Raw genomic sequence first — 22552 nt, 5'->3', positions numbered from 1 at the left:
TCACACCATAACTAAATAAGTATTTCCTATTTGCAAATAGCGTATCAGAATGTAAAACGCTATAGGTTATTTTGCTCTTGCTTATACCGTTTCAAGATCGGGTAAGCCGTGGCAACTAACAAAGAACAAATGCGCTGTAAATCACGGAGTATATCCATGTGAATTTGAATCGATGACAAGGTATCTGGTATCTGCTCGCGAATCCTTCCCGTATGTTGTTCACGACACATAGCAAGCTTATTACGGTAAATATGTTTGGCGTCAATTAACTCAGTCGCAAGGTCAGGGTTTTTCGATACATAAACCGCTTGAGCCAAGCGAAATATTTCCAGCAATTCCATAAACAATTCTTTAAGCTCGCTTTCTCCCTGCTCAGAAAAGCGTATGCTTTCCTTATGTTTTTTGCGTGCCAATACCATCAAGCTTGCACCAATAATGTCACCAACATGCTCTAAATTGGTCACAAAGTTAAAGGCATCTTGCCATTTGGCATGATCATCTGAAGCTGTTTTAATGTTTTTAATCGCCGATAGATAATACGTCACTTCTCTGTGTATATGATCTATATCGTCATCTAACTCTTTCACTTTATTGATGTGCTTGCTATTCCTAAACGTTTTAGGTGAGTTTTCCAACATCTGATAAGCCAGGTCAGCAATTCTTAATGTTTCGTTAGTCACATTCGCCATGGCTCTAACTGGATGATGGATATCGTCTTGAGATAGATAAACGGAAGACATAGGCTTATGAGCGACTTCATCATGTGATCGATTAGGAGAAATGTATTTCTTTAAAAACTCAGCCCAGAAAGCGAGCATACATAAAAAGATAGCACCATTAATAACATTAATAGTGACATGAAATACCATTGGTGAATCCAAACCAATGGACTCAATAGGTAACCAACCGGCTTGATAAATAAAATAAATACATAAACCGACAATTACCGCCATCGAACGGATAATTAGATTACCAATAATCACTAGTCTACCTTTTGCACCAACGCCCCAGCCTGAACTTAAAGCGGGTAGTGCACCGCCAATATTCGCACCTAATACCATGATCATTGAAGTATCAAAGGCAATCGCACCATCGAGTACTAAATGAGTAATAATCAAAATAACCGCAAGACTGGAGTGTACAAGCCAAGTAAAAATAGCCAGTAAGAATAAGGTTAAAAATGGGTCATGGGCCAATATGTCGGTTAGGAAGGTCATTCCCTCACCAGATCGCATAGTGGAGGTCGTGTTTGCGACCAGAGAGAGGGCCAGCAATAATAGCCCTAGACCCATTAGAATCCGTCCCCAGTATTTATGTTTTCTTTTACTCGATTGTTGGAAAGTAATGTAGCCAAGGAGCAATAAAATAGGAGACAGCAAAGATAAGTCGAAGCTTAATAGCATAGCCATTAAACTGGAGCCGATCTCCGCGCCTACAGATAACGCAAGTGCAGGAATTAACCCTAAGGCGCCCGTTGCCACAAATCCAGCCGCGAGCAGAACAACCGCGGTTCCAGACTGAAAAGCGGCCGCCGCAAGGGCGCCTATCATTGTCGCTTGTAGACGATGCTTAGTCATCATACGGATGGTATTTTCTAAGCGGTTTTTATACGCCCGCTCAAAACCAGTTCGAACCATTCTTATGGCCCAAAGTAACAGCGCTATAGCGCCAGCTAATTGAATAAGCTCGTACATATACCCTATTTAAAATATCGTAAAGTAAGTGAGTGGAATAATATAAAGTACCTTTCTTTGTGACTTTAGCATTTTCGTAATATTACTGTAACATTTCAGCGAAAAAAACGGTTCTATTAACGACATTAAAACCCATGTTTAACACGGTTTTTTTAAACATGGTGTTATTTAAAACGAGATAAGGACTTTTGTCAGAAGCATTGAGCCTAACTTACTTTGCTGTTTTAAAAAAGAATGCTCTATTTTGTTGTTTTTGTGTTTTAATTATAATTCCAAGGAAATGCTGCGAGTTAAAAAATGAAAAATAAGCTAGCCTCATTTATTGAAAATAATCAGGGAATAACCGCGATTGAGTATGCGATCGTTGGTGTAGGCATCGCAACGATTGTCGCAGCGGTCATGTCAAACCCAGCTCTGGAAAATGCCCTTAAGGACTCCATGTCAAAGATTTCCACAATCATTAGTTCTCTTTAAAAGCACAGTAATGTTTAAATTATCACTTTTTCAGCGTTAAAAAAGCCAATGACGTAATGCCATTGGCTTAAAACACTTTTTTAAACGGCCTACTTTAGGTTGCTATTAAAAGAACAGCCGCAAGAAATCAGTCTATCATGACGATACAGCAAACTGATTCATCGTATTGTCTTTACCGGACGCTTTTAACGCATTCGCTCCCGAAAAGTACTCTTTATGATCATCGCCGACATTTGATCCAGACATGTCTTGGTGCTTAACACAGGCTAAACCTTGTCTAATTTCTTTTCTTTGCACTTCTAAGACATAACCCAGCATCCCTTGCTCACCAAAGTAATCTTTCGCTAGGTTATCCGTTGACAATGCTGCTGTATGGTACGTTGGCAAAGTAATCAAGTGATGGAAAATTCCCGCTTGTTGCGCCGCGTCACGCTGAAAATCACGAATGCGATTATCCGCTTCTACCGACAGTTCGCTCTGATCATAATCGGACGACATAAGCCCATCTCTGTGATACTCACTTAAATCACGACCTTCTTCTAACCAGGCATCAAACACTTGCTGGCGGAAGTTTAAAGTCCAATTAAAAGAAGGGCTGTTGTTGTAAACCAACTTAGCATTCGGCACGGCTTCACGAATTCTATTCACTAAGGCCGCTATCTGACCAATGTGAGGCTTCTCTGTTTCAATCCATAATAGATCCGCACCATTTTGTAAGGATGTTATGCAATCTAATACCGCCCTATCCGCGCCAGTATTTTCTTTAAAACGCACTAACCCATTTGCTAGACGAATAGGTTTTATTACTCGTTCACCTTGTTTCATCAACATATCACCCGATTTCATTTGAGCCAGGGACGTAATTTCTTCCCCATCAATATACGCATTGTATTGATCGGCCAAGTCGCCTTCGTGTTGAGAAACAGGAATTTTTTGAGTCAGGCCCGCGCCTAAAGAATCGGTACGGGCTACAATCACACCCTCTTCAACACCCAGCTCCATGAAAGCATACCGAACAGCGTTAATTTTCGCTAAAAAGTCTTCGTGTGGTACGGTTACTTTACCATCTTGGTGGCCGCACTGCTTCGCATCTGACACTTGGTTTTCAATTTGAATACAGCAAGCACCTGCTTCAATCATTTTCTTTGCTAAAAGATACGTTGCTTCTTCATTACCAAACCCAGCATCAATGTCAGCAATAATAGGTACCACATGCGTTTCAAAGGAATCGATTTTATCTTGTATTAATTGAGTTTTAAGATCATTTCCTTCTTCTTTCGCGGCATCAAGGTCTTTAAATAAATGTTGTAATTCACGGCTATCCGCTTGTTTTAAGAAAGTGTAAAGCTCTTCAATCAGTGCCGGCACTGAGGTTTTTTCGTGCATTGATTGATCGGGTAAAGGCCCAAATTCTGAACGCATGGCGGCCACCATCCAACCAGAAAGGTATAAATAACGACGGCGAGTTGTACCAAAATGCTTTTTAATAGAGATCATTTTTTGCTGACCAATAAAACCATGCCAACAGCCTAAAGACTGAGTGTAGTTGGCCGCGTCTTTATCGTAGCTGTCCATGTCTTCCCGCATTATTTTCGCGGTGTATTTGGCAATATCCAGCCCCGTTTTAAAGCGATTTTGCAATGCCATTCTAGCAACATACTCTGGATTAATAGCCCCCCAAGATGGGCCTTTTTGGTTAAGGGTAGCATCCGCTTGTTGTATTTCATTTTGATAAGTTGTCATAAATCTATTCTCACTATTTATTTTTATTTGTTAAAAGTTCAAAGGGGTCTTACTAAAGGTTTTTACCTTGCTTTACCTGAGCTCTGTTCTTATGAAGCAATGGTTCTGTATAGCCATTTGGCTGATCAAGTGCTTGAAATATCAATTCCTGCGCTGCGATAAAGGCAGGACTGTTTAGCGTATTCGGTGACATAGCTTGATAGTCTGGTGTCATGCGGTTCTGCTCATCTACTCTACAAGCCATTCGTAGCATAATTTGATCAACCTGCTCTTTTGAGCACACCTCATGTAATAGCCAATTAGCAATGTGTTGGCTGGAAATTCTTAACGTTGCCCTGTCTTCCATTAACCCCACATCCTTGATATTCGGTACTTTTGAACAACCAACGCCCGACTCAACCCAACGAACAACGTAGCCTAAAATTCCTTGAATATTGTTTTCTATTTCAGCGGTAATCTCATCGGATGATAATGTGTAATCAGCGGCCATTGTTGGTATTTTCAATAAATCAGCACGTTTTGATGGAACACGATGTTTAATTTGATTTTGCACCGACGTCACTCTCACCTTGTGATAATGCATAGCATGCAAGGTCGCTGCCGTAGGTGATGGCACCCATGCTGTATTGGCTCCCGCTTTAGGATGCGCTACTTTTTCAGTCATCATGCTGGCCATTTCATCTGGCATTGCCCACATTCCTTTGCCGATTTGAGCTTTGCCTTGAAGTCCGCAACTTAAACCAATTTCAACATTACGATTTTCATAAGCTTGAATCCAAGGTTGAACCTTAATTTGATTTTTTGGCAAAAAAGGCCCGGCGTGCATGCTGGTATGAATTTCATCACCAGTCCGGTCTAGGAAACCAGTATTAATAAAGACAACCCGGTCTTTTGCCGCACGAATACATTCTTTTAAGTTCAATGAAGTACGGCGCTCTTCATCCATAATGCCCATTTTAATCGTGTTTTTATGCAGCCCTAACATAGACTCGACACGACTAAATAAAAGACTTGTAAACGCCACCTCCTCAGGGCCATGCATTTTTGGTTTTACGATATAAATGCTACCAGTACGACTATTCTGAATTGGATTATCCTGTTGCAAATCAAGCGCCGCAATTAATGAGGTCACCACCGCATCGATGATTCCTTCTGGAGCAAAATTCCCTTCTGCGTCCTGCATTAAATCACTTTGCATTAAATGCCCCACATTACGAATCAACAACAGTGATCGTCCTGGTAGAAGATAATCTTGTCTATCCATACCGGTATAGCGTCTATCTCTGTTCAAACGACGGATATGTTGCTGGCCCTCTTTTTCAACGCTGACTTCTAAGGTACCTCGCGTCAAGCCTAACCAGTTTCTATAAACCTCTATTTTGTCTTCAGCGTCTACAGCCGCAACAGAGTCCTCACAGTCCATAATTGTGCTTAAAGCAGACTCTAAAATCATGTCATTGATGTTTGCAATATCGTGAATGCCATTTTTTCCATTCGGATCAAATTGCACCTCTACATGTAAGCCATTGTGCTTAAGTAATAGCGATTCAGGCTCATTGCGCGGCCCAATCAATGCCACTAACTGGCTAGAGTCTTTTAAACCTGAAGAACTGCCATCGGCGAAAAAAGCCAGCAAGTGATTGTAGTAAACCACGTAACTGCAAGCGTTTTGATGGGAACCCATTTCGAGAGGAAAATGCTCATCTAAAAAATCTTTAGCTATCGCAATGACGCGCTTACCACGAGCTTCGTTATATTGATGGCCTCTCTCTAATCCATCGGCGACTGGAATAACATCCGTACCATAAAGTGCATCGTATAAACTCCCCCAACGTGCGTTCGCCGCATTAAGCGCAAAACGGGCATTATTTACTGGGACAACCAGTTGAGGACCTGCTAAAAGGGCAATTTCCTCATCAACATTTTCTGTTGTAATGGAAAAATCTTCTTTCTCTTCAACTAAATATTGAATTTCTTCTAGGAAGCCTTGGTATTCTATCGCATCAAAGGGTTGGCCTTTGCGATTCATATGCCACTGATCAATTTGCTCCTGCATGCGCTCCCTTGTCACCAGCAATGCTTGATTCATTGGAGCTAAGTCAGCGACCAAGGTTTCAAAGTCATGCCAAAAAGTCGACGCGTTTAACGTGTGTAAGGGTAAAACTTCTTCATTGATGAAGTTATAAAAACCCTCATTGATAAAGCTGCATTTTTGTAGGGTCATATTCATCTTCTCTACCTTTATAGTCAGTTTAATCGTTAGAACATTGGTATTAAGCAATGACTGATTGCTTGATTTTTAGTCTAAGCGAAACTACACTAAAATTTCACAATAAGAATTACACAGTGTAAATTTTACAAAATGAAACATAAAAATAGCCTCACCCGTAAGACTCATTTCTTAGGCACCAAGATCCGCAACCTAAGAAAACGTAACCGCTTAACAATGGAAGATTTGTCGGCTCGCTGTATTAAAATGGACGCTGAATCCGCCCCATCGGTGTCCTATTTATCCATGATAGAGAGAGGCAAACGCATCCCAAGTGAAGAGGTATTGGAAGTGATTGCCAACGTCTTTCAAAAAGACGTAAATTGGTTCTTAGATGATTTGCCTGATGAAGGTGACATCACCCCAACAAAAGGCTCACGGGGGGGAATAAACGGTATGGCTTTAGAGCCTAACTTCCTATTCTCTAAAGAAATTTTACAAATAGCCATTCCTGAAATGCTTTCTCAAACAGGCACCAGCGGACGACAGTTTGCGCATTTATTAATCCGCGCTCACCAAGAACATCATCAAAATCATTTCCCAGATTTAGAACGTGCCGCTGAAGAAATTGGCCTAAAAAGACTGCCTTTAAGTTTGGACGAAATTCTCGCTATAACCAAACAAATGGGGCTGAAAATTAAGTGGTTTGACAAAACGCCTGCGGCCGCTTTAGAGGGAGTTGGATTAAATACGCAAAGCGTTGTAACGTCTTTCTTCGAACCACCCAATCTGATTTACATCAACAAACGAATGAAAACTCAACCCCATCGTTTAAAGTACAATTTAGCCGTTCATATTGGCCATGCTGTTTTACACGATAAAGATGGCATGAAGAATATTTTGGTCACAGGGCGTAACGAAATATCCCCCTTACAAGACCAAAGTTTACGCACACAAACCTCAGATATGGAAGCACAAGATATTTTGCATGCTTGGCGAGACTTTGAGTGCAGTTTTTTTGCTGGAGCCTTGCTTTGCCCGAAAGTCCCTTTTAGACAAATGCTTGATCGCAATGGTTATGAAATTAGCACCGGTAAGCTTGCTGGCGTTTCAGAGTCCGTCGCCATGCGACGTATGACCGCCGTTTCACCTTATCCTCATTGGCACTATTTTGATGCCTATGCACCCGGTAAATTAAAGGCTGTTTACCGAGGAAATGGCATTCCTTTACCTTGGGGTAATATGCGCGAAGTGGAAGACCCATGCCATCATTGGGCGGTATTTCGTATGATTAACGCACCTTTAACGGGAACCTCATCACAAATATCCATTCTAAATGTTGGTAATGAACCTCGTATTTATGCCTGTGAATCCGTGAAAGCGCACGATTTAGCAGACAATCACCATGTACTCTGCTCTGGAATCGATCTAAACCCAGCCATTGAGGCACAAGGAAAAGATGCGCTCAGTATTGCCAACGAACTCAAACAAGTATGCGTCAACAACAGTGGTTCCGCACCCATCCCTAAGAGCATTAAAAAAGACCTGATGAGTGTGGCCAAGATACTCAATATTAACTGGGTAGAAAGAGGAATAGAAAACGATGCTCGCTTAATTTGCTCTCGTGGGGCTGTCTGTCCAAGGACACCAAGCTGCTACAAACAATGTCAATAAGATACGAGTACGTTATCGATTACTCGCCACACTTCCAGTCGAAGCAAGGTAACCATATCGTTCAGGCTCGGGCTCTGTTAGTTGATCTCTGCTAGTCGATCTCTGCTAGTCTATCTCTGCTAGATAATGCGCGCAGACAACTGTCTCGCCGCCTGAACTAAGTTCTTCGAATATTGACGGGCTTCTGGTGGATCAAATTCAGCACTTTTAATGGCGATGCTGATTGTCGCCACAGGTTCATTACGCAAATTCATCACCGGCGCAGCCAATGTACTAATGCGCCCATCAAAATCCCCATTACTGACTGAATAACCAAGTCGAGCGGCTCTATCAATTTCTTCTAACACCTCTTTTTTGCCATCATTGGTTAAGACTTCAGATACGGTATCCAGGGCAAAATAATTTTTCCTAAACTCTTCTGAATGCATCGATAATAGAGACTTACCCGCTGCTGAAAAGTGCATACCTATCGTTTGTCCTATATAGATTTCAAAAGCATTGCTTACCGAAGGCTCCACTTTAGACACCACCACCATTTGATTACCAATAGGAACACTTAGAAAAATAGGTTGATGTATCTCATTTTTTAGAATTTCTGCAATCGGATAAAAGAATGGAATCAGACTCTGCTTACTGAAAACGGTGGAAGCGACTTCGAAAATACGAGAACCAACACTGTAAGATCGCTTTCTACGGGGGTCCGTTGAAATCATCTGATGCACAAGCAATGAATTAATAACCCGATGGGCACTCGCGGCAGGGATATTGGTTTGTTTACAAATTTCCGACAAGGTTAAAGGAAAGGAAGAAGCCGCAATTAAATCGATAATCGCAACCGCATTATCTACCGCAGGGGCTTGAGTTTTATTTTTTTCAATGCTCATTTCAATACTTTTTAAGGACACTCGATTATTTTATTGTTGGTATCTTGAACTACATTTAAGTCACTAGAATTCATACGAACGAAATTCCTTATATGAAAAAATCATTCCACATAAGGAATTTATTGATGGATATTAGACTCTTAAAGCCGTAAAAACAAACCTCTTTGAATCAAGGCACAAAAAAAACCCCGCGAAAGGCGAGGATTTTTATCACACTCAATACGACCCAGTAAGAGACTAGCCCACGCTTTCCAGCATACCAAACTCTTGCGTCGGTCTTGCACTTCGAGGTATACGCTTTCCTGCGGTGTAATCATTAATTAAATCACAAGGCGTGTAGTTGCGCTCTATTTCATAAATTTCACTGTCACTTAAGGTCATATTAAGAGCACTAAGGGCACTATCAAACTGATCTTTTGTGTCTGCTCCCACTAGCATGGAAGATACATGAGATTGATTAAGAACCCATGCTTGAGCCACTTGAGCTGGAGCACACCCTCTAAGCTGCGCCACTTTAGCAACAGAATGAGCAATATCAATAGAAGTTTGATCGCTATACATCTCAGCCGTAAAAAAATCCGTTTTATTACGTGTTGAGTTGAGATCATTCGTCAATACGCCTCGAGCCAGAGGACTAAAAACAGAGACACCTATACCTTGATCAACACAGTAAGGGATCATTTCTCGCTCTTCTTCTCGATACGCACAATTCAATTGTAACTGCATATTGATTGGTTTAACCAAGCCATGACGTTCACATACTTGTAAAATTTTAGCTAACTGCCAGGTGTTCATAGTGGATACACCGATATAACGGGCTTTGCCAGAACGCACTATGTCATTCAGCGCCATCATAGTCTCTTCAATCGGCGTTTGGGTATCGAAATAATGCAACATATAAATATCCACATAATCGGTTCCCATACGTTTCAAAGACGCATCAATAGAATTAAATATATGCTTTCGAGAGTGACCTGATGCATTAATATCTGCTCCCATCGAATAGCCCACTTTTGTGGTAATAACTAAATCATCACGACGCGCGACTCGATTAAGTACATTACACACCACCTGTTCACCTGCACCTTGTGAATAGAAGTCGGCAAGGTCGATAAAATTAACGCCATTATCTAACGCATGGCAAATAATAGGTTCGCTCTCTTTTTCATCAAAAATCCAAGGTTTCCATTCCTTTGAACCCATATTCATGGTGCCGAGACACAAACGCGATACTTTTAATCCAGACTGACCTAATTGAACATATTGCATAATAACGCTCACTTTTTATTTTTTTTGACCCGCTACTGCAGAGGTCACAGCTAAAAAATCGATCATTGATCGCCGTAGTAAACCCAAATAGATTTACTTTTTGTGTAAGAAGACAACGAGTGAATCGCCATCTCTTTCCCCCAACCACTTTGTTTAAAACCACCAAATGGACTGCTTAATCCATAACAACCGTAGCGATTAATAAACAGCATCCCTGCGTCAATTTGCTCTGCCACTTTATGAGCGCGAGACACATCACTGGTATAGATACCGGCTGCTAAACCAAAAGCCGTATCGTTTGCCATGGTCACGGCGTCTTCTGTTGTGGAAAATGGGGTACAGCAAAGAATTGGACCAAAAATTTCTTCTTGAGCAATACGACAAGAGGGAGACACATTAGAAAAAATGGTTGGGCGAATATAAAATCCTTGGGCGTTATCGCCTTCTGTATCCGCATAGCCACCGGCCACCAACTCGGCTTCTTGTTTACCAATTTCGATATAGTTCATGATCTTGTTAAACTGCATTTCATTACATTGCGGGCCCTGTTGTGCATCGGGCTCAAAAGGGTTGCCGCACTTCACGCCATTGGCTTTTTCAATCAAGGCGTTCAACACGTAGTCATATATGCTTTCATGAATTAGAAAACGGGTTGGCTCAGAACATTTCTCACCTTTATGGGAAAACATCACATCAAAGGCACGATCAATGGCACTGTCTAAGTTCGGAGTGTCTTCAAAAAAGAGACAAGGCGATTTTCCGCCTAATTCCAAAGTGGCTGATTTCAGATTGGACATACCTGAGTTTTGAACAATTTTCTGACCAACCCCAGTACTGCCTGTAAAAGAAATTTTATGCACATGGTGACTTAAGGTTAACTGATTGGCGGCTTGACCACTGGTTAACAGCAAATTGATGACGCCTTTTGGTACCGATAACTCTTGGTCAATCAATTCCATTAAATAGATCGCCGTCAGGGGTGTATATTCTGACGGTTTGATAATAACCGTATTGCCCATCGCTAAAGCGGGAGCAATCTTCAAACTGGCTTGATAAAGCGGAAAATTCCAAGGCGCAATTAAACCACACACACCTACAGGCTCTTTGGTTGTGTAATTTAAGTAACCTTCTTCAACAGGGCAGGTTTCCCCATAAAATTTATCGACCCAACCCGCATAATAATCAAAAATATCAGCACAAGTTGGGATATCGCCCTCTAAGGACTCACTGTACAACTTACCATTTGCAAGACTTTCCAATACGGCTAATTTTTCAACATTCGCTCGTATTAATGTCGCAATATCACGCAGTAATTTTGCCCGACTCTCACGATTTGATTTTGCCCATACTTGTTCATCATGAGTTTGGTGAGCCTGCTGCGCCATTTGCTCAACTTGATCTGTATCAGCCATATTAAAATGGCATAAAAGATCGCCGTTAGAGGGATCTTTTACACTCCATTTATCTTTCGAGTTACCGTCGATCCATTGACCATTCATATATTGTTTTTTAGGCGTGGTAAGCCATTTTCTAGCCCACTCTAACGGAGCAGCAGTCGATTTTATCATCGTAAACTCTCTTATTTTTAAGTAAATAGTGGCCGTACTAGGATTCGTACAACCGATTCGATGAGGATATTAGGAATGCGGCTGTCATTTGACAATCGAGATAAAAGCACACGCCATGACCAAAAACTCATGGCGTGTGCTGAAAAAAGGCAATCGAGCTGTGCGAAACGGTATCTTACCTTCTAGAGCGCATCGCCATCTTGAATATGTTGGCGTATCCGGTTCAGGTCACCCTGGCAGTCCTTGTAAAGTGATGTTGCGTAGGTGTAGCCTTTTGATTGCATAATGGACACCATAGTTGGAATAATCGTCTCTAGATTCTGAGCGTTACGCGCTTCATTCGGTTGAATGCCAGCAACACAATACTGAGTAAACACCTGGATAGCCGTCCCTAATGCATCCATTGCGTCCAATAAGTTTGTAATCACTACGGATTGCCATGGCGTGTAATCTAGCTCGCCATGCGAATGTGTCATACGCACTGTGTGGCAATAACCGGAAACCTGCATACAGGATTGAATTAAGTATTCAGGAATCGTTGGGTTGATTTTTCCTGGCATAGCAGAAGAACCTTGCTGCACCGCTGGTAAACTAATTTCCCCAAAACCCGTTTGGGGTCCAGAGGCCATTAACCTTAAATCCTTCGCTATCTTGATTAAACCAAGAGCAAACTGATCTAAGTTACTGGCAAAACGCACCATATCATCATGATTTTGAGAACTGTCAATCAAGTCATCGGTTCGATTGATAAACTTATTACCTGTGACTTGACGTAAATGAAATATAATCGAATCAAAAAAACGACGGCTGCAATCTCCTGGTCTACCAATGATACTGCCTCCCATATTCACCAAATAAAAGCTTTCCACATCCTGCTTAAGGCGAGTATGACTGCGTTTTATGCTGGTATTATAACCATCAAATAGATCGCCAAAGCTGATCGCCACCGCATCTTGTAAACAAGTTCGAGATATTTTTTTTATGTGTCGCCATTGGTTTGCCTGCTCCTCAAACCCCAACTCCAGCGTTTGAATACCTCCTTGTAATCGACCCCAAGCGTCTTGAATCGCTAGATTGCAAGCTGTATTGAGCGCATCACTGGTAGAATGATTTAGGTTTACATGATTATTGGGGTGCAAAGGTTCGTAACAACCAAAGTCTTGGCGATAATGCTCTCGATTCGCAAGATTCGCAATCACCTCATTTAAGTTCATATTCGTCGATATTCCCCCACCACCATGGTAAGCATGAATGGGAAAATACCGCGTTATCACATTCGGTAACGTCATAATCAGGTTATCTATTGTCGACAGCATGGCTTGGCCATGTTCACTTTCAATTTCACCTATCTCCATATTCGTGAGCAACGCCGCTTTCTTCACTTTCAGTAAACTCAGTACTAAATCAGGATAAGCACTCAACGCTTTACCACCTGTCAATGGGTAAAGGTCTATGGCTCTTTGTGTTTGTGCGCCAAACGGTGACGTTAAAGGAATTTGCACGTCACCTATTAAATCTGTTTCTATCCGCATATCGAGCTCTATTTTTATAAGCAATGATGGAATAAAGAATAGAAAGCAAAGTCGTAATATTATACAAACGATCTTTTTACATACTCAGAGTAGGAAAACTCACACCTTCCAGTAGAAAGCCACTTCCACAAGGTCAATTCAACCACTCATTCCATATATAAAAATTACAGAGAATAATTATTATAAAATCACTGGAACTTTAAGTGATAAATTTATTCATTAAAATTTGTTGAGTTTTACATCAGAAAAAAACCACGTAATAACAATAATTTACTTTTATAGCCACTGAAAAAAACACAAAAACAAAACAATAAAATCTTTAAAAATCATAATATTATATAAATATTTTTATATATGAAATATTAATTTTGTATATGAAATAAAATTTGACACTCTTGGCATCTCATCCTTACTATCTATAAAAAAATATACTTGGAGAACAGCATGCGCAGTGACACAAACTTTATAAACAACCAGTTCTTCCATTCTGAGAAAGCCGAATTAATTGCTGTATATAATCCAGCAACAGAAGAGCCTATTGCCAATGCCCAAGCGGCAACCGAAGATGATGTATTACGAGCAATTAATAGCGCTACCACAGCGCAAAAAAAATGGCGTAAATTAACCAGTGTGGATCGGGCACAATATTTACATAAATTAGCCGATGCATTAACGTCTCTGAGCCCGAATATAGGTAAAGCGCTGGCGGATGAGTCCGGAAAAAGCCTTGAAGATGCAACCAACGAAGCGATATATGCTGGCGATATTACCCGTTATCATGCCGAGTGGGCTCGACGTATCGAAGGCGAGATCATCCCAAGCGATACCCCATCTGAAAATCTGTTGTTGCAAAGAGAACCCATCGGTGTCGTTGCCTGTTTAATCCCTTTTAACTTTCCTGTTTATACTCTACTACGCAAAATAGCGCCGGCCTTAATTACAGGAAACAGCGTGATCGTACGGCCAAGTAATAACACCCCTTCCTCAGCATTTGAAATTGCCAAAGCAGTACAATTGGCGGGTTTTCCAGAAGGCGTCGTTAATATTTTAACCATGTCTCACGCTACGGCTGAGATGGTTTGTACTCATCCAAATGTCGGCATGATTACCCTAACGGGCAGTGTTGGGGCAGGTCGTAAAGTCTTAGAATATTCTCAAGTCAATATCGCTAAGTCATCCCTAGAGTTAGGAGGGAAAACGCCAGCTATCGTTGAAGCCGATGCCGATCTGGTTAAAGCCGCAAAAGAAATTGTGGCCTCCAAAACGACTCATTGTGGGCAACTTTGCACCGCAGTAGAACGGGTTTATGTCCAAGAGTCCGTCTATGACGAATTTATTTCATTACTAAAAGCAGAATTTAAAGCCAAAGAATTCGGCAATCGATCTCAAAATCCTCACATGATGGGGCCTTTAATTAATGAAAGTGCCCGTATCAACATTCATCAAATGGTAGCACGGGCCATTGATGATGGCGCAAAACTTGAAACTGGAGGCTACATCCCCGATGGAACAGGGCATTTTTATCCGCCAACCTTGTTGACTCACTGTCGTCAGGATATGGAGATTGTCCAAGAAGAAATCTTTGGCCCTGTGCTGCCTGTATTACCTTATAAAACCAGCGATGAAGCCCTTGAGCTCGCGAATGATCACCAATTTGGATTAGCGTCTGTCATCTACACAGAAAACTACCGTACAGCGATGAAAGTAGCGAACAACATCGAAGCCGGTGAAATATACATTAACCGCACTCCAGCCGACCCTTATCAAGGTTATCACGCAGGTTGGAAACGCTCTGGATTAGGGGGAGATGACGGTAAACATGGCATGTTGGAATTCACTCAAACTCGACTAGTCGTTCTGAATTACTAATACGCTATAGAAACACCTCTCTCTGTCTCCTGTGGTCCATTCCGCTACAGAGAGTGTGTGTAATTTTTCCTGATTAATCACTTTTCAGAGAGTAAAATAATGAAGATTGTATCTTGTGAAACTCATGTTGTGGCAACACCTCCCCCCCATGTCGGAGGAATGTATTGGATTTTTGTGCAAGTGCGTACCCAGTGTGGAATAGAAGGAGTGGGAGAGATATATGCCGCAACATTTCATCCTAATGTGATGGTTGCGGCGATTGAAGATGTTTTTAATACCTATTTAGACGGTCATGATCCTCACCACATTGAGCGCTTTTTCCGTCAGGCTTATTCCAGTGGTTTTACGCAGCGGCCAGACCTTACCATGATGGGAATTATCAGCGGTTTGGAAATGGCTTGTTGGGACATCATTGGTAAAGCAGCAGGTAAACCCGTGTATGAATTAATTGGTGGTAAAGTTAACGAGAAACTTCGTACTTATACCTACCTTTATCCTGAAGATGAAAATGGCCACTACGATTACGATAATTTAGATCTCGCCATAAAATGTGCCGTCAAAAATATGGAGATGGGGTTTACGGCTCTAAAATTTGATCCTGCAGGGCCTTATACCGCCTATTCAGGTCATCAGTTATCCCTTACCGATATAGAAAAAAGTGTCGCTTTTTGTCGTGAAATTCGTCAAGCCGTTGGCACTCGCTGCGATCTCTTATTCGGTACTCATGGACAAATGACACCGGCCGGGGCCATTCGCCTCGCTAAACAACTGGAGCCCTATGACCCATTATGGTTTGAAGAGCCTATTCCACCAGGCAACAGTCAAGCCATGGCAAAAGTGGCTCGCCAAACCAGTATTCCAATCGCAACAGGAGAACGGCTCACCAGTAAGTACGAATTTCATGATTTATTAATGAATGATGGTGCCTCCATTCTGCAAATGAACTTAGGGCGTGTGGGTGGCATTTTAGAGGCGAAAAAAATCGCCGCTATGGCGGAAGCGCATTATGTTCAAATTGCACCCCATCTTTATAACGGTCCTGTTGGTGCCGCTGCGAGTATTCAATTAGCAACGGCAACGCCAAACTTCTTAATCCAAGAAAGTATTGGTACTTGGGATGGATTCCATGCGGAAGTATTAGAAGAAAAAATTGAATGGCGAAATGGCTACATTATTCCATCATCGAAACCGGGCTTAGGCATTGAACTCAATATGAAAGTGGTCAAGGCAAATTCACCTTATTGCGGTAAACGCTTGCATTTGTCAATGGACCCTGAGCCTTACGATACTCAAGCTCAGACATCTGGGGCAAGAAAAGGGTCTCCTAATGCAGAACAAGATATTTGATAGGTTATTTCTCTTAACTACCTATAACGTCGTCCACCCGAGTAGGCAATAACATGACTGCAACATATGACTTTATTATTGTAGGTGCTGGTTCTGCTGGATGCATTTTAGCGAATAGACTTTCCGAGTCAGGGCAATTTTCCGTACTGTTATTAGAAGCCGGTCCGGAAGATAAATCCCCTTGGATAAAGGTTCCTGTCGGCTTTGCCAAAACCTACTACAACCCAACCTACAATTATATGTATTACACCCAGCCAGAAGCCGAAATGAATGGCCGTTCTTTGTATGCACCTAGGGGGAAGGTGATCGGTGGTTCCGGCTCCATTAATGCCATGATTTACGTCCGCGGCAACCCCGATGATTTTAATGATTGGGAGTCCGCAGGCAACCCTGGCTGGGGCTATCACGACCTGCTTCCTTATTTTAAAAAATTAGAGTCTCACCCGATAGGCGATACTCGATACCATTCAAGTAAGGGTCCAATCGGCATTACTCAGATGAAGCATGGTGCTCACCCTATTTGCGATCACTTCTTAGACGCGGCCAAAGAGTTAAGTTTGCCCATCAATGACGACTTTAATGGGGAAGAGTTTTCCGGTGCCGGCATCTATGACGCCAATATCCGCGATGGTGTAAGAGACTCCAGTAATAGCGCCTATTTGAAACCCGCTAGAAATAGATCCAATCTAACCATAAAAACGGATGCCCAGGTAAATAAAGTCATCATCGACCAAAGCCAGAAAGCAATAGCGGTAGACGTCGATATTCAAGGAGTAAACCGCCAATTTCAGGCAACAAAAGAAGTCTTACTCTGTGGTGGGGCGGTTGGCACGCCGAAATTATTGCAATTATCCGGTATTGGCAACCCAAGCCTATTACAGCAACACGGCATTAAGCCAGTGCACGATTTACCGGCCGTTGGTGAAAATTTACAAGACCATCATTGTGTCAGCTATTACTACAAATCGAATATCAAAACACTCAATGATGAATTTCGCTCATTATTTGGTCAGTTAAAAGCCGGTCTTCAATACGCATTCAATCGTAAGGGTCCACTCTCCTTAAGCGTAAACCAAGCGGGGGGCTTTTTTAAGGGTACGACACAAGAGTTAAAGCCAAACATTCAGCTCTACTTTAATCCGATGTCCTATCAGATACCCAATAATCCAAATGCAAAATTGGAACCCGAGCCTTACTCAGGCTTTTTGATGGCATTCAACTCATGTCGACCAACAAGCAAAGGGTCGGTAAAAATCGCTTCAGCAAATCCAAATGATGCGCCGTTAATTCAAGCAAATTATTTGTCGACAGCAAAGGATCAAAACGAAGCGATTCAAGGCAGTCAACTCATCCGACAGTTCATTAAAACCACCGCTTTAAAGCAGATCACTGTAGAAGAAGTGTTACCCGGCGATAGAGCCACGGATGAGGAAAGCATGTTGCAGTATTACCGTGAAAACGGAGGCTCTATTTATCATTTATGTGGCACCTGTTCAATGGGACCAAATCCTCAACAGCATGTGGTGAACCACCAATTAAAAGTTCATGGAATCAAAAGCTTACGAGTTATCGATGCCTCTATTTTTCCAAATATCACGTCTGGAAATATTAACGCACCGGTAATGATGGTTGCAGAGAAAGGAGCCGCAATGGTTTTACAGGAATATAACTAACCTAAAAATACGATTAAAAAAATAAACTAACTCAGGATTTAATAATGAAAAAAATAAATAAAATTAGACCCTTGGTCTTTTGGCCACCTTTTTTACTTTTAATGACCGCCGTCATTTTAAGCTTTGTTAATCTCGACGGCTTCTTAGGCATCACATCGGCGATAAACAGCTGGATACTCAGTGAGTTTTCATGGTTATTTAGCATAGGCACCCTATTCTTATTAGGCACCTGTGCATGGGTATATTTCTCACCAATTGGAAAGGTCAAAATTGGTGGCGAGCAGGCGACCCCTTTGCTATCGAAATGGCGTTGGTTTTCTATTGCCCTATGTACGACTGTCGCGATAGGCATTCTATTCTGGGGTACAGCAGAACCTATGTTTCATTTGCATTCGCCTCCAGCCTCGATGAATTTAGAAGCAAATTCTCCCGATGCGGCCAAGTTTGCAATGTCGACTATGTTTTTGCACTGGTCTTTCACACCTTATGCTATTTATTCCATTCCAGCCTTAATGTTTGCATTAGCCTATTACAATTTAAAAATGCCTTTCTCTCTTGGGTCGGCTCTCTATCCTATTTTCGGCAAGCGAGTACAAGGCAAAGTCGGTCAGGTTATTGACGCTATTGCACTGTATGCCTTAGTGGCGGGTATGGCGGCTTCCTTAGGAACAGGGGTACTCACTCTTGCAGGCGGGTTAGATAATATGCTGTCGGTAGGTACAGGACCGGTTGTCTTGGGAGCCGTCACGTTAGCCATCGTTGCTTGCTTTATTATTTCGGCCGCTAGCGGTCTACACAAAGGTATTGCTCGTTTATCAAGCTTAAATACGAAAGTGTTTTTCGTCATTGCTGGTTTTGTATTTATCTTTGGTCCAACCTCTTGGATCCTCTCTATGGGTGTTGAAGGTATCGGCAGCTACTTGGGTAACTTCTTCCAAAAAAGCTTATTTACCGGAGCCGCATCTGGCGATAAATGGCCTCAATGGTGGACCATTTTTTACTGGGCGAACTGGTTAGCTTGGGCTCCTATTACGGCGCTTTTCTTAGGCAAGATTTCACGTGGCTACACTGTCCGCCAATTCTTGATTTTTAACCTAGTGTTGCCCGCTTCCTTTGCCTGTGTGTGGATGTCTATTTTTAGTGGTACCGCCCTTCATATGGACATGACAGGAGACGGCATGCTAAATAAAGCCCTGCAAGCAACAGGAGCTGAATCCGTTATTTATACCATGTTTGATAACCTCCCTATGGCTGGCATAACGGCGGTTGTCTTCATATTTGTCTCTTTTCTTTCCTATGTAACCGCCGCTGATTCAAATACCGAGGCCATTGCTAACCTATGTGCTGATAACAGTGAAGACGTACTTGCAGGTAATGAAAATGAGGAAAGTAATAACAATCTCATGATTAAGGTTGTTTGGGGAGTGACCATCGGTTTCATCGCTTGGGTAATGACCAGCTTTGCCGGTATTGATGGCATAAAAATGATGTCTAATCTTGGCGGACTGCCCGCTCTCTTTATTGTATTAGCTTGTAATATATCTCTTATCTATTGTGTGATAAACGGCACCTTTACCAAACCAAAAACACAGAAAAATTCATCGACATTAAGCACGACTCCGATGCAACTTGATTAATGACTTGTGTAAAGACGAGTTATTCGTTGTTAAAAAACCATGCCTCACGATGATCGAGGCATGGTTTTTTAGTGCAAAACACGGAAAAAAAAGCCTTTGTGTATCGCTTTCAAAGAGTCCTTATTATGAAATCTCTCCCCTCTTTAAATGCATTGCGTGCTTTTCAGTATGCAGGTAATTTTCTAAGTTTTACATTAGCCGCAAAAGAATTAAATGTTACTCAAGGGGCTGTCAGTCGACAAATAAAACACCTTGAAGATTTTCTAGGGTTGGCTCTTTTTGTACGCCAACATCAACAATTAAAACTCACCCGTTCAGGAGAAAGATTACTCACAAAGTTGGATACCGGTTTTAATCTGATTTCAGACGCTGTTGCCGAGTTAAAAGCGCCAAACCAAAGGCAAAAACTGTATATTCTGAGTGCTCCAACCTTTTCTACCCGTTGGTTAGTGCCAAAACTTCCCGTCTTTAAAAGTCAATTTTCTCAACTTACACTCTGTATTCATAACCATCAGGAGAGAGAATTTCTTTATGATGCTGAAATTCGTTTTGGAAATGGACCAAAACCCAGGTATTCCAGTGAGCTTTTGCAATTAGAGAATCATATCGCCGTCTGCGCACCCGATTTACTGATGAGAGCACAAAACCTAGAAAATGAAATCGACAGCTTATTACACATCACTCATAAAGGACGCCGATTACCCACCTGGAAAAACTGGTTAAACGCAGCCGAACTTAACCTCAATATTGAAGAAGATTCAAACCAAGGCATGGAGTTTAACACTTTAGATCAGGTTATTACCGCCACTAAAAATGGCGCAGGGTTCGCAATTATCGATAAGAATATGATTTTCAATGAATTGTCTGACGGTTCTCTGATGAAGTTCCATGGCCTTGAGTACGAAGGTGAATATGGCTATTGGTTAGATATTCACCCTGATAAAAAAGGCTTATCTAAAGTACTGCATTTTTCGCAATTTCTAAACTTGGTTCATTATTAGATAACGTGAGTTTTCGAGTACGCTTTTCAAAAACATAAATACCTTGATTAAACGTTAAGCTTAATTGCACACTCAAAATGTCTTTTTATGTAATTTCTTCTTAAAAAGAAACCCATATCTGCTATCTTTAACACTGTATTTATCTAGTCTATTTAGCTCTGTATAAGCGAGAAAGCAATGATAACATAACTGCAATAACTACTATTAATAATAAACCTTATTGTTATAACCAACGTCATGCTTTGATAAAGGAAAATTTATGTTTAAATTAAATACTATTTCAATGAGGAAAAAAATATCGATTCCTCTGATCTTTATTAGTATTTTGGTACTCATTTTGAGCTTACTGGGAATACAGAATAATAAAGTATCTTCCAATGATCTCTCATTGTTATCTGATGTTTTTTTAAGTGGTACCAGTACCACGCTCAATGCAGATCGCGACCTTTATCAGGCTTTAGCCGCAAGTCAGAGCTACTTAATTAAAAAACAGCTGAACATACCCAACACACAAGCCGACCTAGACAGCTTTACAGAAAATGCTCAACAAGCCCTTGATCGAATGAATCAAGTCAAGGCTCTTATCAAAGCGTACCCTGAATTAACAAATTCACTATCCAGTTTTGATAATTCTTACAATGCTTGGTTAAAGAGTGCTACAAATGTCTTTACTTTAGCCGATTCGGGGAAAGTGGACGAGGCCTCTGCACTTAACGCTGGCGAGACAATGGCTAAGTTTGATGCTTTACGTGAATACTATGACATTGTTGGGGAAAAGATTAACAACCTGTCATCAGCAACGGTAAAAGACTCACTGAACGCCTCGAATAATCAAAACTCACTGTTTATTGTGTTTGTCTGTTTAATTATGTTTTCCAGCTTGATCTGCATTATTTTCTTACCACGCGTCATTACATCCAGAATTAATGCGCTAGAATCAATGATCGCAGAGATTAGTGACGGTAATGGCGATTTAACAGGTAGATTAAATACCGATGGTAATGATGAATTATCAATTTTGGCGAAGACCTTTAATAAACTTATGGACAAGTTACATCAATTAATGGACATGATAAGGTCGGATTCCAGTTCATTATTTAAAGTCGCTACCAATTTAAATGATTTATCAACACACAGTAAATCAATTTCAACAGAACAGAATTCAAGACTTGAACAAATTGCAACGGCTATAAATGAACTTAATTATTCAATTAACGAAGTGGCGACCAATTCACAAACCGCTCAATCAGAAACAAATAAAGCAAAAGAAGCCTCCCATAATACGGTTACCATTGTTGATCAGTCCGTAAAAAATATAAACGAACTATCAAAATCTGTTTCTCATGCCAGTACTGTTATCGTCAAACTTGCTAAAGAATCCGAAAAAATAGCCCAAGTATTAGGCGTGATCCAAGGCATAGCAGAACAAACTAATTTACTTGCATTGAACGCGGCAATAGAAGCCGCTCGAGCAGGAGAGCAAGGCAGAGGCTTTGCTGTTGTGGCCGATGAAGTAAGAACACTAGCTAGTAGAACACAACAATCCACAGAAAACATTCAAACGATGATTTCTGATTTGGAAAGTGGCGTCAGTGAGGCCGTTGAAGCCATTAACAGTGGCTCAGGACAAGTCGAAGAAGTCGTTGAAATGTCACAAAAAATTAAAGACTCTTTGAATATTGTGGAAACAACAATCAACCAAACAAATGATATTATTTATCAAATCGCAACCGCAACAGATGAGCAAAGCGGTGCTGTGAACGACATTAATCAAAACATAAGTACATTAAATGGCTTATCATCAGAGAACCTTGAAGTCATACTTGACTCTCAAAAAGCCTCAGAAAATGTCTTCAAAATTTCGACAACCCTTAGTAAGAATATGGAGAAATTTAAAATATAAATAATGATCCGCTCACTTTCTAAAAATAAGTTGGCGGATTTTTCTCGTAGTATATAAGTCATGTATTCAGGTTCA

Annotated in this window: 15 protein-coding genes; 7 read left to right on the top strand and 8 right to left on the bottom strand. The window is 41.2% G+C overall.

Annotation, left to right across the window (positions count from 1 at the left end; genetic code table 11):
- Nucleotides 1–59 precede the first annotated feature (59 nt).
- From IEZ33_RS04260 to IEZ33_RS04245, 4 genes are all read right to left on the bottom strand, one after another.
- Nucleotides 60–1694: a Na/Pi cotransporter family protein gene (locus IEZ33_RS04260; protein WP_191602479.1), complete on the bottom strand. Its 1635-nt coding sequence runs from the start codon at nt 1692–1694 to the stop codon at nt 60–62.
- 332 nt (nt 1695–2026) lie between these two features.
- On the bottom strand, nt 2027–2155 hold the full coding sequence (locus IEZ33_RS21095; RefSeq protein ID WP_275672796.1) for a hypothetical protein: 129 nt from the start codon (nt 2153–2155) through the stop codon (nt 2027–2029).
- A gap of 148 nt (nt 2156–2303) precedes the next feature.
- Nucleotides 2304–3911, bottom strand: coding sequence for an isocitrate lyase (locus tag IEZ33_RS04250; protein WP_191602477.1), 1608 nt, complete (start codon nt 3909–3911; stop codon nt 2304–2306).
- A gap of 52 nt (nt 3912–3963) precedes the next feature.
- Nucleotides 3964–6141: a malate synthase G gene (locus tag IEZ33_RS04245; RefSeq protein WP_191602476.1), complete on the bottom strand. Its 2178-nt coding sequence runs from the start codon at nt 6139–6141 to the stop codon at nt 3964–3966.
- Between the two features lie 132 nt (nt 6142–6273).
- Here IEZ33_RS04245 and IEZ33_RS04240 point away from each other — a divergent pair, with 132 nt between their 5' ends.
- A complete protein-coding gene (locus IEZ33_RS04240) occupies nt 6274–7794 on the top strand; it encodes a DUF3612 domain-containing protein (RefSeq protein WP_191602475.1) in 1521 nt (506 codons plus the stop codon).
- Nucleotides 7795–7913: 119 nt separating this feature from the next.
- Here IEZ33_RS04240 and IEZ33_RS04235 read toward each other — a convergent pair whose 3' ends face one another.
- The 4 genes from IEZ33_RS04235 to IEZ33_RS04220 all read right to left on the bottom strand — a co-directional run bounded on the left by IEZ33_RS04235 (nt 7914) and on the right by IEZ33_RS04220 (nt 13047).
- The gene (locus tag IEZ33_RS04235) at nt 7914–8678 is read right to left on the bottom strand and encodes an IclR family transcriptional regulator (RefSeq protein WP_191602474.1); all 765 of its coding nucleotides are present in this window, start codon (nt 8676–8678) and stop codon (nt 7914–7916) included.
- A gap of 237 nt (nt 8679–8915) precedes the next feature.
- Nucleotides 8916–9947, bottom strand: coding sequence for an aldo/keto reductase (locus IEZ33_RS04230; protein ID WP_191602473.1), 1032 nt, complete (start codon nt 9945–9947; stop codon nt 8916–8918).
- 62 nt (nt 9948–10009) lie between these two features.
- A complete protein-coding gene (locus IEZ33_RS04225; RefSeq protein WP_191602472.1) occupies nt 10010–11515 on the bottom strand; it encodes an aldehyde dehydrogenase family protein in 1506 nt (501 codons plus the stop codon).
- 182 nt (nt 11516–11697) lie between these two features.
- A complete protein-coding gene (locus IEZ33_RS04220) occupies nt 11698–13047 on the bottom strand; it encodes a lyase family protein (RefSeq protein ID WP_191602471.1) in 1350 nt (449 codons plus the stop codon).
- A gap of 444 nt (nt 13048–13491) precedes the next feature.
- Here IEZ33_RS04220 and aldA point away from each other — a divergent pair, with 444 nt between their 5' ends.
- The 6 genes from aldA (at nt 13492) to IEZ33_RS04190 (ending at nt 22477) form a co-directional block, all read left to right on the top strand.
- Nucleotides 13492–14916, top strand: coding sequence for an aldehyde dehydrogenase (gene aldA, locus IEZ33_RS04215; protein ID WP_191602470.1), 1425 nt, complete (start codon nt 13492–13494; stop codon nt 14914–14916).
- Nucleotides 14917–15015: 99 nt separating this feature from the next.
- Nucleotides 15016–16263 (top strand): mandelate racemase/muconate lactonizing enzyme family protein, encoded by a 1248-nt coding sequence (locus IEZ33_RS04210; protein ID WP_191602469.1) that lies wholly within the window; start codon nt 15016–15018, stop codon nt 16261–16263.
- Between the two features lie 53 nt (nt 16264–16316).
- A complete protein-coding gene (locus IEZ33_RS04205) occupies nt 16317–17936 on the top strand; it encodes a GMC family oxidoreductase (RefSeq protein WP_191602468.1) in 1620 nt (539 codons plus the stop codon).
- A gap of 44 nt (nt 17937–17980) precedes the next feature.
- Nucleotides 17981–19573: a BCCT family transporter gene (locus IEZ33_RS04200; RefSeq protein WP_191602467.1), complete on the top strand. Its 1593-nt coding sequence runs from the start codon at nt 17981–17983 to the stop codon at nt 19571–19573.
- A 125-nt stretch (nt 19574–19698) separates the two neighbouring features.
- Entirely contained in the window at nt 19699–20574 is an 876-nt protein-coding gene (locus IEZ33_RS04195; RefSeq protein ID WP_191602466.1) for a LysR family transcriptional regulator, read from the top strand.
- Nucleotides 20575–20833: 259 nt separating this feature from the next.
- Complete coding sequence (locus IEZ33_RS04190; protein WP_191602465.1) at nt 20834–22477, top strand: methyl-accepting chemotaxis protein; 1644 nt, start codon at nt 20834–20836, stop codon at nt 22475–22477.
- Nucleotides 22478–22552: the final 75 nt, after the last annotated feature.

Source organism: Marinomonas algicola, assembly GCF_014805825.1.
Lineage (GTDB): Bacteria > Pseudomonadota > Gammaproteobacteria > Pseudomonadales > Marinomonadaceae > Marinomonas > Marinomonas algicola.
Note: the sequence above shows the minus strand (reverse complement) of the source record. Positions and strands in the feature narration are given on the sequence as shown.